Annotated in this window: 10 protein-coding genes; 9 read left to right on the top strand and 1 reads right to left on the bottom strand. The window is 35.5% G+C overall.

The window, feature by feature from the left end; translation table 11 throughout:
• The gene (locus tag HNP25_RS10945; RefSeq protein ID WP_184134104.1) at positions 1 to 180 is read left to right on the top strand and encodes a hypothetical protein; all 180 of its coding nucleotides are present in this window, start codon (positions 1 to 3) and stop codon (positions 178 to 180) included.
• A 354-nt stretch (positions 181 to 534) separates the two neighbouring features.
• Here HNP25_RS10945 and HNP25_RS10940 read toward each other — a convergent pair whose 3' ends face one another.
• Positions 535 to 900 carry a hypothetical protein gene (locus HNP25_RS10940; RefSeq protein WP_184134102.1) on the bottom strand — a complete coding sequence of 122 codons (366 nt, stop codon included), beginning with the start codon at positions 898 to 900 and terminating at the stop codon, positions 535 to 537.
• Between the two features lie 231 nt (positions 901 to 1,131).
• On the opposite strand from HNP25_RS10940, the gene HNP25_RS10935 reads away from it, so the two are divergent.
• The 8 genes from HNP25_RS10935 to HNP25_RS10900 all read left to right on the top strand — a co-directional run bounded on the left by HNP25_RS10935 (position 1,132) and on the right by HNP25_RS10900 (position 13,011).
• A complete protein-coding gene (locus HNP25_RS10935; protein ID WP_184134101.1) occupies positions 1,132 to 2,433 on the top strand; it encodes a leucine-rich repeat-containing protein kinase family protein in 1,302 nt (433 codons plus the stop codon).
• A gap of 337 nt (positions 2,434 to 2,770) precedes the next feature.
• Positions 2,771 to 3,154, top strand: coding sequence for a hypothetical protein (locus HNP25_RS10930; RefSeq protein WP_184134100.1), 384 nt, complete (start codon positions 2,771 to 2,773; stop codon positions 3,152 to 3,154).
• Between the two features lie 329 nt (positions 3,155 to 3,483).
• Positions 3,484 to 5,661 carry a TonB-dependent siderophore receptor gene (locus tag HNP25_RS10925; protein WP_184134099.1) on the top strand — a complete coding sequence of 726 codons (2,178 nt, stop codon included), beginning with the start codon at positions 3,484 to 3,486 and terminating at the stop codon, positions 5,659 to 5,661.
• Between the two features lie 69 nt (positions 5,662 to 5,730).
• Positions 5,731 to 6,807 carry a PepSY-associated TM helix domain-containing protein gene (locus tag HNP25_RS10920; RefSeq protein ID WP_184134098.1) on the top strand — a complete coding sequence of 359 codons (1,077 nt, stop codon included), beginning with the start codon at positions 5,731 to 5,733 and terminating at the stop codon, positions 6,805 to 6,807.
• Between the two features lie 104 nt (positions 6,808 to 6,911).
• On the top strand, positions 6,912 to 9,131 hold the full coding sequence (locus HNP25_RS10915) for a TonB-dependent receptor (protein WP_184134097.1): 2,220 nt from the start codon (positions 6,912 to 6,914) through the stop codon (positions 9,129 to 9,131).
• Between the two features lie 183 nt (positions 9,132 to 9,314).
• The gene (locus HNP25_RS10910) at positions 9,315 to 11,060 is read left to right on the top strand and encodes a DUF885 family protein (RefSeq protein WP_184134096.1); all 1,746 of its coding nucleotides are present in this window, start codon (positions 9,315 to 9,317) and stop codon (positions 11,058 to 11,060) included.
• Between the two features lie 19 nt (positions 11,061 to 11,079).
• The gene (locus HNP25_RS10905; RefSeq protein ID WP_184134095.1) at positions 11,080 to 12,330 is read left to right on the top strand and encodes an NAD(P)/FAD-dependent oxidoreductase; all 1,251 of its coding nucleotides are present in this window, start codon (positions 11,080 to 11,082) and stop codon (positions 12,328 to 12,330) included.
• A 72-nt stretch (positions 12,331 to 12,402) separates the two neighbouring features.
• Positions 12,403 to 13,011 carry a Crp/Fnr family transcriptional regulator gene (locus HNP25_RS10900; protein ID WP_184134093.1) on the top strand — a complete coding sequence of 203 codons (609 nt, stop codon included), beginning with the start codon at positions 12,403 to 12,405 and terminating at the stop codon, positions 13,009 to 13,011.
• Positions 13,012 to 13,019: the final 8 nt, after the last annotated feature.

Here is a 13,019-nt window from a genome sequence, read left to right as displayed (position 1 = left end):
ATGGAAAACTTAGCACAAAATCATTCAAGTCGTCGTGAGTTTATGGGGCAATTGGGCTTACTAACTGCGGCGAGTTTTCTTCCTGAAACCGTTTTTGGTACAGCTAAACCTCATTTTGAAATTTCTTTGGCGGAATCATCGAAAATTATATCACCATTTCTACCAATCCAGATTGGTTAGTGGCTTTATTGAAACAAGTAAACAATCCATTCGCTGGTTGTTTGCCTGATTTTGGTAATTTTACCGAAAGAGAAAAACCTAAAGCCATGACTTTAGAGGCTTTCAAAGATGCTAAAATTATTCATGAGTACGATAAATATGATGGGAGCAAAAGAAAACTATTTGGATGAAGACGCTGGCATCAGAGCAACAAAGGCTTTATTAGAAAAAGCAAGAGTATAAAATTAGATTACTGAGTACAACAAATAATCAAACATCAATAGGGTTGGGATTAATCCCAACCCTATTGATGTTAAAAGAGTAAATCTATTTTATTCGTTTAAATGACTTGATTCATGCCATCAGTACTAGTATTTATTTAACCCGTTTGTAAAAAAGTGTCATAAATAAAGCATTTGCATGAGCGTAGTCTAATTGCATAGTGTCTTTATAAAATACACATTTATAAGTAGTCCCATCTGTATTCAAAAAACCATTGCTTTCCCAATAGTATTTTGTTTTAACTATTTTTCCCCTACTATATTCGTGTTGTAGCAAGATACTGTCCTCAAGATACTCATCATACCATTTTAAATTAGCTGATATTTCCACTTTTCCATTACCAATACCAACTAACTCCCATTTCCCTAAAATCGCTTTTTGCGGAGAAACCTCTTCGTCTTTACAGCTAAGAGATAGCGTGAATAAAAGCAGTAAAATAAATGCTGAAAGTATTTTCATTTTTTGTACAATTTGAGAGACGAACTTTCTAAAGACACGTCACAAACTGTAATAGTTGTAATTAGTCGATTGTTTATCAACTTTATACAGCAAAGTGCTGATTTATACTGATGGCATGACTTCAAGTCATGCCATCAGTAATCAATAGATTTTCTATAAAAACTTGTTTTCTTATCTATAGGATTGGGATTAATCCCAATCTATCTTTGAAAAAACAAACCTTTGCCATTCATGCAGACACTCCAACAATTGTACTCAGGAGAATTATTAGGAACAACACGTTTAAAATTATCTTGTGGCTTAAAAAGCTTTCCCAAAGAAATCTATCAACTGGCAGATACTTTAGAAATTTTAGATTTATCAGGTAATGAACTTTCAGCCTTACCCGATGACTTTGCCCAGCTAAAAAAACTAAAAATTGCTTTCTTTTCTGATAATCTATTCACTGAATTTCCAGCAGTTTTGGGCGAATGTCAACACCTTGAAATGATTGGCTTTAAAACCAATCAAATTCAAAGTATTCCCGAAAACGCCATTCCTTATACTACTCGTTGGCTAATTCTGACCAACAATGCCATCGAAAGTATTCCTGCTTCAATCGGAAAATGTAACCGAATGCAAAAATTAATGTTGGCAGGTAATCGATTAAAAGCTTTACCCAAAGAATTATCAGCTTGTAAAAATTTACAATTACTTCGTATTTCAGCCAATCAGATTGAAGTATTTCCTGAAGAATTGCTTTCTTTTCCTCAACTTTCTTGGTTGGCTTTTGCAGGAAATCCATTTTCGGAAAGTACCGAAGAACAAATCGCTTTAGAAGAAATTGCTTGGCATGAATTGGAGATAAAAGAACAATTGGGCGAAGGTGCTTCTGGAAATATCTCAAAAGCTGAGTGGATTACCCAACAAAAAACCATTGCCGTAAAAGTATATAAAGGAGAAGTAACCAGCGATGGATTGCCAACTGATGAAATGAACGCTTGTATTTCGGCAGGAAATCATCCGAATTTGGTAACAGTATTAGGCAAAATCAAAGAACATCCAGCCGATAAACATGGTTTATTGATGGAATTGATTCCTGCGAATTTCAGGAATTTGGGGGGGGCACCAAGTTTTGAAACCTGTACCAGAGATACTTATCCGCCCGAAACAGTTTTTACCTTGGCAGAAGTGATAAAAATTTCAGCTTCAATTGCCAGTGTAGGTAAACATTTGCACGCTTTGGGTGTTTCGCATGGCGACCTATATGCTCATAATACTTTGGTGGACGAAGAAGCCAACACTTTATTTGGCGATTTCGGAGCGGGAAGTACTTATCATGTGCATTCAAGCAAAGCCGCCGCTATTCAGCGTTTGGAAGTAAGGGCTTTTGCTTGTTTGTTGGATGATTTATTAAGATACCTTCAAGCCGACGAAACCGACCAAGACAAAGTACAGATACTTCAAGATTTAGTAACAAAATGTATGAACGAAGTAGTTTTCGCCCGACCGAGTTTTGAAGAGATTTATCAGTGCATAACTTCACTAAAGTAAGTTTTTAGAGATCATTTCTTATTCTTTCAATAGAGGTGGAATTAATTCCACCCCTATTGAAAGAATTTTTTATTTTATATCACCTTGTCAGCTAAACCTGTAAAAGTATTTTCCAGAAAGACTTAAATCTCCCTCTTTGGTCGGTTCACCACAACTTTTAGCCTTTTTACTTCAAAAACTAAGCGATTTTATAATAAATCTAAAAGGTTTGGTGTATTCTTTTTCAGTTAGCTTTTAAAAATTGATAAGGCATATTTTTAGAGCTGTAGCAAAATATCACATTGATATTTTCATTGGAGAATTAGCATTGAAAAAAATACCAAACTAACTTTGAGGAATGTTTACACGGATTACCATATACTTTCTACTTGTAATGCTGAATTTTCCCTTATTCAGTCGTATGGGAATTGTTGTGTACTTTCAAGCCAATAAAGCTTATATTGCTAAAGTACTTTGTGTTAATAAAAATAAATCTTCCTTACATTGTAATGGGAAATGTTATTTAGCCAAAAAATTAAAAGCCACTGAAGAAAGAGAACAAAAACAAACAGCAGAAAGGTTAGAGAAAATGCCTGAAATTCAGCTATTTTGTTCTTCAAATCATTTTAACTTTAATGATTTATCTTTCATTATGTTTCTACAACATTTACCTAATTTTCATTTTTTAGCGAATCCTCAAACAGGAATGCTAAAAGGTGTTTTTCATCCCCCTCAATCATAATATCTTCCATTTCTTGTGTCTTAAACGTTTGTTTGTAGTGTGTTTTACTCTACTCAATAGTTTGTTTGTGCCTAAACAAAAGCAGTATGCAAATGAAGGATTCTTGCTGAATGCTACAGAAGCGACTAATGTCTATTTTCAAGTAGAAACTGAATGTGTAGATTTTTACTGAATTTAGTTTATATGCTATAAAGCCCAAATATCTAAGGAATAACGTTGACGAGAACGTTTTAAAATCATTTACCAAATTTTCAAATTTTGTGCTTATAAATAGTAATACGGCACACATTGTATTCGAAATAGAATACTTATATTAATATGTTATTTATATGAAAAAAGTAGTATTTTCTCTTTTATTTTTAGGTTCTTTCAGCTTCTCAAATGCTCAAGAAAAAGATTCAACAATTCTCAAGACAACAGATTTAAACGAAGTTATTATTCATGGGTTAAATAATTCTACGGATGTTTCAAGCGAATTTACATCAAGAATTCCCTTGAAAAATTTAGAGAATCCTCAGATTACTCATGCTGTCAATAGTAAATTAATTTTGAACAGAAATTACTTTGTTCAGTACAATATGCTTTCTAACGTAACGGGTGTTTCGCCAAGTTGGGCAGGTGTATCGCCTTATTATACCGTGAGAGGATTCAGAACGAGGTCGAATTTTAGAAATGGCATACTTGGCTACGTTGCTTCTGATATTGACCCTGTAAATATTGCTCAATTAGATGTTATTAAAGGTCCAAGTGGAACATTATTTGGAAGTTCGATGACTGTTTTTGGCGGAGTAATCAATAGAGTAACGGTAAAACCACAAAATGATACTTTTACTAATTTGACATTTGCGGGTGGAAATAATAATTTCCAAAGAGCAACGGTAGATATTAATACCAAATTAGACGAGCAAGCGAAAGGCTTATTAAGAATAACAGGTGCTTATACCAACAAAGAAAGTTTCCAAGACCAAGGGACTTACCAAAATCTCTTTTTAGCTCCAAGTTTTACTTATAAAGTAAACGATAAATTAACGATTGAAGCTGAGGCAGAAATTTTAAGAAGAGTTTCTACCAACAATACTTTACTAACGCCATCAAACCCTTTGAGGAGTGGTGTGTTGGTAAACGCTGAAAGTGCTAATGCCTTGAATTTAGATTACTTTAAGTCTTATACCGACAATAGTGTATTGTTCAAAACAACTGCTATCAATTTCTATGCTAAAGTGAATTACAAAATCTCGAATCAATGGAAATCTGAAACTAATTTCATGACTTCAAATAGTGAATCTTATGGAAATTATCAAACGATGGCGTTGATTAATAACAATACTTCAATCATTAGAAGAATTATCAATTATGCTCCTGAATCTATCATCAATCAACAAATTCAACAAAATTTTATCGGCGATGTCAATATTGGAAACGTTCGTAATAGAGTACTGATTGGTTTTGATTTTTACAGATATAGTTATGGCGTAACAGCCAATGGCTTGGATGGTTCAAGAGCCAATGCCGCCAATGGCGTAGTGCGTCCGGTGTTTGATACTGTGGCGGTAGCAGGGAAAAATGTAAATTATGGCTTATTGAATGAAAGTGAAATCAGTAGTCGATTACTTGGAAGAGTGCCAACTATTACAAAATCTATCTTGAATACTTATTCTTTATATGTTTCGGATGTGATTAATCCAGTGAAAAATCTATCACTTATGCTAAGTGCAAGACTGGATGTATTAGACAATTTGGGTACTTATAATAAAACCCAAGAAAGCACAACTGGGAAATTTAGTCAAACGACATTTTCTCCAAAATTAGGGTTAACATATCAAATCATTCCAGAGCAACTTGCTTTTGTGAGTAGTTATATGAATGGTTTTCAAAACGTTGCACCAGTGAGCCAAGTAGATGGCACTGTTTCAAATTTCAAACCACAATTTGGTAATCAGTTTGAAGCAGGTTTCAAGTATTCAAATGTAAATCATGTATTGGATGCCAGTATTAGTTATTACAACATTTTGGTCAGTAATACAGTACGTGCCAATCCTGCCAATGTTACCATGTTTATTCAAGATGGAAAACAGTATAGTAGTGGAGTAGAAGTAGATGTACAGAGCCGTCCGTTTACAGGTTTATACATTCACACAGGTGTTGCTTATAACAATAGCCAAATTACGGCTTCAGATGTAAATACGGAAGGGCTTCGTCCAATCAACTCTGGCCCAGCATGGATGGGTAACGCTTACGTAAGTTATACTTTACCGAAAGGTTTATCATTTGGACTTGGCGGAAATTATTATGGTAAAGATTATATTATCAATAGTAAATCAGCAGGACAGTTTTATACAGAGGATTACTTTTTGCTAAATGGCACAGTAAGCTATACGCAAAAAGGCTATGTATTGGCACTTTCAGGCGATAATCTTTTAGATAAACATTATTATTATGGAGGAAGAGGTTTTATTACGCCCGGTACTTTGCGTCAGATAATTCTTTCTTTAAAACTAAATTTTTAGCTTTTCTGACAGCCCTTTCCCTTGTGGAAAAGGGCTGAATTTTTTATAACGCTATTTAACACAACTTCCATGAAATTGTATCGCAAACTTTATAGTGTTCATAAATGGTTGGGACTGACAACAGGATTTTTTCTTTTGTTGTTAGGACTCAGTGGTTCAATATTGGTATTTAAAGATGAGTTGGAAGAGCTTGTCTATGCAGACTTAAATACGGTAACAGTTAAAAAAAATCCCCTTGCCATTGATGATATTTATCGAATAATTACTCGGGAATATCCAAATTTAGATGGTATTTCGTGGATAAATCCCCATGCACCAGCCAATGAATCCTACTTTTTTAGATTATATCTTAACGATACGAAGTTGACAACTTATGATTTAGGACTGATAAGAATTAATCAATATACTGGACAAATCATTCGTCATGGACGAAGTGACGATTGGCGAGTTGATTTATTGGAGTGGTGTTTTCAATTTCATTTTTCCTTTCATCAAGGAATGCCTGGGGCGGCTTTTGCAGCTTCAATGGGAATCGTTATGCTTTTATCCATGCTAACAGGCGTTTTAGTCTATCGAAAATTCATTTGGAAAGTACTGACGTTCAAAGTAAAAATTAAAACTAAAAACTGGAGAACAATTTCTTCTGACTTACACCGAGTAGTAGGCGTATGGGCTTTGGTACTTAATAGCATCATCTTTTTTACAGGTTTTTGGATGAATTTATTTGCTTTTGAATCCGAAACTTGGCGAAACGAAGAAATACCAACCCCACAAAATACTTTAGTGAAAGTGTCGCTTGATAAAATGTATCAAGAAGCCTTGAAAAAAATGCCTGATTTAGTACCTAATTATGTGTACTTGCCCACTCAACCCAAAAAGAAATTTAATGTCAGGGGAAATATTGAAGGACAAAATCCATTATTTGCAGGAGGAAATAGAGTAAATTTTAATGCTGAAACAGGGGAGTTTATTAACGTTCAACGCTTTTCAGAAATGGCTATCGGAGATAAAATTGAAGCCCTTTTCTTCCCTTTGCACGTAGGAAATTATGGAGGCGTATTCCTGAAAATCCTCTATGTAATTATTGGACTTACGCCCGGTTTATTAACCATTACAGGTTTTTTACTTTGGTGGCGAAAAAAGTAATATTATATTGATATTAAAACATATAGAGTTAAGGAGCGTCACCTCTGTAGCATTGCTTTAGCTCACATTTCATATTAGATTAACCCTTTCATTCATCAACGTTCATGAAACAAACACTTACCTTATTTCTTTTACTCTTTAACCTAAATCTATTCGCCCAAAAACTTGAAGGAACAATTACAGACACAAATAAAAATCCAATCGAAGGCGGTTTTATCTTGAACAAACGGATTGATAAACATTCGCATTCTAACAAATTGGGATATTTTGTACTGGAAAAAGTTAGCACAGGCGATACCTTAGAAATCTCTTGCATGGGTTTCAAAACCCAAAAGATTGTTTATCAACCAGCACAAAAATTTTTGAAAATCGTTTTAGAAGAAAGTATTTTTCAGTTAAACGAAGTAACAATTAGCCCCGAAGTAAACGCCCAAAGTATCATTTCAAAAATTGATTTAAAGACTTATCCTGTCAATTCTTCCCAAGAAATTTTACGAAAAGTACCGGGTTTATTCATTGGTCAGCACGCTGGCGGTGGTAAAGCCGAACAATTGTTTTTGCGTGGATTCGATTTAGATCACGGCACAGACATCAATATTTCTGTTGATGGAATGCCCGTGAATATGGTTTCGCACGCACACGGACAAGGCTATGCCGATTTACATTTTTTGATTCCAGAAACCATTGAAAAAATTGATTATGGGAAAGGCCCGTACTTTGCCAACAAAGGCAATTTAACCACGGCTGGTTATGTTGAATTTCAGACCAAAGAGCGAATTAAAGAAAGTCAGGTTTCGGTAAACGCTGGAATGTTTAATACTTTCAGAACAATGGCTTTGGTGAATTTATTAGGACAACAAGAAAAACAATCTGCCTATATCGCCAGTGAATACTTGTATTCCGACGGGCCATTTATTTCTCCACAGAAATTCAATCGTGTAAATGTGATGGGAAAATACGCTTTGGAATTGCCCAATCAGCACAAAATCAATTTTTCGATTGCATATTTTAGCAGTAAATGGAATGCTTCTGGACAAGTACCACAGCGTGCCATTGACGAAGGTTTGATTACTCGTTTCGGAGCAATCGACGACAAAGAAGGCGGAAACACCAGTAGAACCAATGTAAATTTTCAGCATACTAAAAAAGTCGGTGAATCGCTTTTGATTAAAAACACGGCTTATTACAGTCATTACAATTTTGAACTGTACTCCAACTTTACTTTTTTCTTGAAAGATTCTATCAATGGCGACCAAATCAAACAAAAAGAATCCAGAGACATTTTGGGGATGCAATCTGAAATTCATAAATATTATACACTTCCTTCGGGAAATCTCTCTTGGCAGTCGGGCGTAGGTTTTAGATACGATGCCGTAAATGATATTGAGCTTTCGCATACACTCAACCGTACAACAATTTTAGAAAGACTCAAATTTGGCAACGTGAAAGAAACCAATGCTTTTGGCTTTACGGGCATAGAGTATCACCGTGGCAATTGGTTGATTAACCCAGCTTTGAGATTAGATTATTTCAACTTCAATTATCTTGATAAACTCAACAATAATCAGGTGCAATCGGTAGCGAAAGTAATTGCCAGTCCGAAATTGAATATCATTTATAATCCCGACCACGACATACAATTGTTCTTCAAAGCAGGCAAAGGTTTTCACTCAAACGATACTCGTGTCAGTAGTTTAGCCAGCAATAGCAAACAAGTATTACCAGCCGCTTATGGTGCAGATTTGGGCATGATTTGGAAACCACAATCCCGCTTGATTCTGAATATGGCATTGTGGTACTTGCATCTCGACCAAGAATTTGTTTACGTTGGTGACGAAGCCGTGATTGAAGCCAGTGGAAAATCGGTAAGAAAAGGATTGGATGTAGGCGTTCGTTATCAAATCAATAATTGGCTATTTTTCAATGCCGACATGACCAATACTTTGGCTCGAAGCATCGACGAACCCGAAGGAGCAAATTATATTCCGCTCGCTCCAGATTTTACTTTAACAGGCGGTTTGAGCGTAACACATCCATCAGGTTTTTCGGGCGGTTTGCGAGTGAGACATTTAGGAAATCGTGCAGCGAATGAAGATTACTCTATCGTTGCTAAAGGTTATACCGTTACCGATGCCAACGTAAATTATAAATTCAAGAAAGTAAATTTTGGTTTAATGGCAGAAAACCTTTTCAATGTGAAATGGAACGAAACACAATTCGCCACCGAATCCAGATTACAAAATGAAGCAAATGCGGTTGAAGAAATTCACTTTACTCCAGGCTTTCCATTTTTCTTGAAAGCGACGGTTGGGATTAGTCTCTAATACTTTTCAAAAAATATTTGAGGTACTTTTTCATGCAAAAATCATGAAGAAGTACCTTTCTTTTTTTCTACGTAACATTCAAGTTAATTTTAAAGTAGGTATAGATAAAATGTATGAACTGATAAAGACTACAATTTTATACTTTTACTTGCTACAATTCGGTAGCCACAATTTCAGCAACAAATGAAAAAATATCAACCACTCTCTAAAAAGTTTTTATTGATTGTTTTTTGCCTAATCGCTTGTCGTTCAGTCAATTTTGCTCAAGTTGCGGCAACAGATTTGTACTTACAAACAAGCGAAGTAAACAATATCATGACGCAATATTATGCCGACAAAGGAATATTGACCAGATTTTACTTCGTTGAACATTCGCCAGAAAGACGAGAACGCTTAAAAAAATTGATTCTCGACTATCAAAATCAATTAACAAAACTCAATTTTAATCAGTTAAATATTGGAACAAAAGTGGATTATACACTTTTCAAAAGAAATTTAAGCGAAGAATTGTATCAATTTACGATAGAAGAAAAAGAGTATGAAGCCATCAAAAAATGGTTCCCTTTTGCTGATAGTTTGTATGCTGTAGAGAAAATAAGAAGAAGAGGAACGCCTTTGGATGCCCCAAAATGGGCTTTTCAATTCAATGAAATGGCGAAACAACTCATTTCACTCAATACTAAATTAAGTAAAGACAGCACCATTACCGAAAATTTAGGCAAACGTGGTGCAAATCTTTCTAGGAGTTTACAAAAAGCCATTAAATCAGTTTATGGTTTTTATAATGGTTATGACCCGATGTTTACTTGGTGGATGCCACAGCCTTACAACCGTTTAGATTCTTTGTTGAAAGTATATGCCAATAATTTTCAGGGAAAAGGTAAAAATCTTTCTACTCAGAAACCAGATGCCAGTGGAATTGTTGGTAATCCGATTGGGAAAGAGGAAATTATGCGTCGTTTACAAATCGAAATGATTCCTTATACGCCCGAAGAATTGGTTGATATTGCTAATAAAGAATTTGCTTGGTGCGATGCTGAAATGCTAAAGGCAAGTAAAGAATTAGGTTTTGGTGATAACTGGAAAGCAGCCCTTGAATACGTTAAAACGAAGTATGTAGAGCCATCGAAACAACCGCAAGAAATGATGAGACTTTACAATGAATCGCTTGATTTCCTCAAGAAAAATCAATTAATAACGATTCCAGCTTTGGCAGAAGAAGGTTGGCGAATGAGTATGATGTCGCCAGAAAGACAATTGGTGAATCCATTTTTCTTGGGCGGAGAAGAATTTATCATTTCGTACCCAACCAATACCATGACGGAAGACCAAAAATTGATGAGTATGCGAGGTAATAATCCGCATTTTTCAAGAGCGACCGTTCACCATGAATTAATTGCGGGGCATTCTTTACAATACTTTATGCTGAATAGAAACAAGGTTTATCGTCAGTTTGATACACCATTTTGGATGGAAGGCTGGGCTTTGTATTGGGAGTTATTATTGTATGATATGAATTTCCCAAAATCGCCAGAAGATAAAATTGGAATGCTTTTTTGGCGAATGCACCGCTGTGCCAGAATTATTTTCTCGCTCAATTATCATACAAAAAACTGGACACCACAGCAATGTATCGATTTCTTAATCGACCGAGTTGGACATGAAAAAGCCAATGCCGAAGGCGAAGTAAGGCGTTCGTTTGTGGGCGGTTATGACCCACTTTATCAAATTGCCTACATGATTGGCGGTTTGCAATTCAGGGCTTTAAAAAATGAATTGGTGGATACTGGAAAAATGTCCTACAAGCAATTTCATGATGGCGTAATGCAAGAAAATTCCTTACCGATTGAGATGATTAGAGCCATTCTGACGAAGCAATCTTTAGAAAAAGACTTCAAAACAAATTGGCGTTTTTATAAATTCAAATAAGCAATTAATTATTAAAGATATGAAAAGTGTAGTAGTTATAGGTGGTGGAATTATTGGATTAAGTACCGCATATTATTTACAAAAAGCTGGTAATCAGGTAACAGTAATCGACAAAGGCGATTTTTCGGATAACTGTTCCTACGGAAATGCGGGCTATGTTTGTCCGAGTCATTTTATTCCTTTGGCAGCTCCGGGTATTATTTGGCAAGGTTTAAAATGGATGCTGAATCCTAAAAGTCCATTTTATGTGAAACCTTCGCTAAATCCTGCTTTACTTGATTGGGGATTGAAATTTATGAAAAGTGCTACCGAAAAAAATGTAGCCGATTCAGCCATTCCATTAAGAGATATTTCGCTACTTAGTCAGCACGAATTTGCAGAATGGGCTTGTTTACCACATTTCGATTTCGCCTACGAACACAAAGGAATGCTAGAAGTATTTCAGACAGAAGCCGTACAAGCACATGCACATCATACTGTAGAAAAGGCTCAAGAATTAGGCTTAGACGTTACTTTATTGAATTATGAAGAACTGCAAGCCTTAGAGCCTCAAACAGAAATTAACGGATTGGGTGCGTTATTCTTTAAATGTGACGCACACCTTTATCCTGATAAATTAATGCGAGTATTGTTGAAAGACCTCGCAAGCAAAGGCGTTGTGCTGAAAGCCAACGAAGAAGTAATTCGTTTTGAAAAAAGTAATGGAAAAATTACGAAAGTAATTACGCCACAACAAGCTTATGAAGCCGATGATTTTGTGATTGCGACGGGTTCATGGAGTAGAGAATTGGCAGAAATGGTGGCTGTAAATTTACCCTTAATGCCAGGAAGAGGCTACTCCGTTACTTTGGAAGATTCGCCTTATCAAATCAATCATCCTATTATTTTGGCAGAAGGAAGAGTGGCTGTAACGCCGATGGACGGAAATAAAATTCGCTTTGGCGGTACAATGGAAGTGGTTTCTACCAAAACGCCACCACAATATCACAGAGTAGAAGGTATTTTAAAATCGGTGAAAGACTTTTTCCCTGAGTTTGATATTCAACAACCAAGTAATGACAAAATTTGGTACGGTTATCGTCCATGCTCTGCCGATGGCTTGCCTTATATTGGTAAAACGAAGAAACATAAAAATGTTGTGATTGCCACTGGACATTCGATGATGGGATTGAGTTTGGGTGCAGGAACAGGAAAATTGGTGTCAGAATTGGTGAACGAACAGCCGACAAGTATTGATATAAAGGCTTTTGATGTAGAGCGTTTTGGTTAAGATAATTGGAAATTATTTGTATTTTTGAGGAGAACCTGAATCTTTTTGCAACTTAAAAGTTGTCATCTTACAATGAATTCAAACGCTCCTTTAAGTACTTATTTCGACCAAATCAATAAAAATGTTTGTAAAAATGTAGCTTTTTCGGAAGAAGAATTACACATTTTCAATGAACATCTTCAATACAAAACCATCAAGAAAAAGACCTTTTTATTACAAGAAGGTGAGATTTGTAATTTCGAAGCATTCGTCATAAAAGGCTGTATGCGAAAGTATTATATCGATAAAAATGGTTTTGAAGTAATTTTACAGTTTGCCATTGAAGATTGGTGGGTAAGTGATATTGCCAGTTTCCATGAACAAAAACCTTCAGATTTATTTATTGAGGCTTTAGAAGACTGTGAGGTTTTTGTGCTGACGCCTGATAAAAAAGAAGATTTACTCGCCAAAGCTCCCAAATTTGAAAGACAATTTAGGTTATTGGTTCAGAAGAATTTGTCGGCAACACAAAGTAGGTTGATTAATTCTATTGCTCAGACTGCTCATGAACGATACGCTGATTTTTTGAAAAAATATCCAAAAATTCCGCAAAGAGTAGCCCAACATTATATTGCTTCATACCTTGGTATTTCAGCAGAATTCCTTAGTAAAGTAAGAGCCAAAATGGCGAAGGAGAAGTAATTAGATAG

This window comes from Arcicella rosea (genome assembly GCF_014204325.1).
GTDB lineage: Bacteria > Bacteroidota > Bacteroidia > Cytophagales > Spirosomataceae > Arcicella > Arcicella rosea_A.
Note: the sequence above shows the minus strand (reverse complement) of the source record. Positions and strands in the feature narration are given on the sequence as shown.

Coding starts and splice junctions, on each gene's coding strand:
- HNP25_RS10945 (WP_184134104.1), top strand. CDS start 1: ATGGAAAACTTAGCACAAAATCATTCAAGTCGTCGTGAGTTTATGGGG.
- HNP25_RS10940 (WP_184134102.1), bottom strand. CDS start 900: ATGAAAATACTTTCAGCATTTATTTTACTGCTTTTATTCACGCTATCT.
- HNP25_RS10935 (WP_184134101.1), top strand. CDS start 1,132: ATGCAGACACTCCAACAATTGTACTCAGGAGAATTATTAGGAACAACA.
- HNP25_RS10930 (WP_184134100.1), top strand. CDS start 2,771: ATGTTTACACGGATTACCATATACTTTCTACTTGTAATGCTGAATTTT.
- HNP25_RS10925 (WP_184134099.1), top strand. CDS start 3,484: ATGAAAAAAGTAGTATTTTCTCTTTTATTTTTAGGTTCTTTCAGCTTC.
- HNP25_RS10920 (WP_184134098.1), top strand. CDS start 5,731: ATGAAATTGTATCGCAAACTTTATAGTGTTCATAAATGGTTGGGACTG.
- HNP25_RS10915 (WP_184134097.1), top strand. CDS start 6,912: ATGAAACAAACACTTACCTTATTTCTTTTACTCTTTAACCTAAATCTA.
- HNP25_RS10910 (WP_184134096.1), top strand. CDS start 9,315: ATGAAAAAATATCAACCACTCTCTAAAAAGTTTTTATTGATTGTTTTT.
- HNP25_RS10905 (WP_184134095.1), top strand. CDS start 11,080: ATGAAAAGTGTAGTAGTTATAGGTGGTGGAATTATTGGATTAAGTACC.
- HNP25_RS10900 (WP_184134093.1), top strand. CDS start 12,403: ATGAATTCAAACGCTCCTTTAAGTACTTATTTCGACCAAATCAATAAA.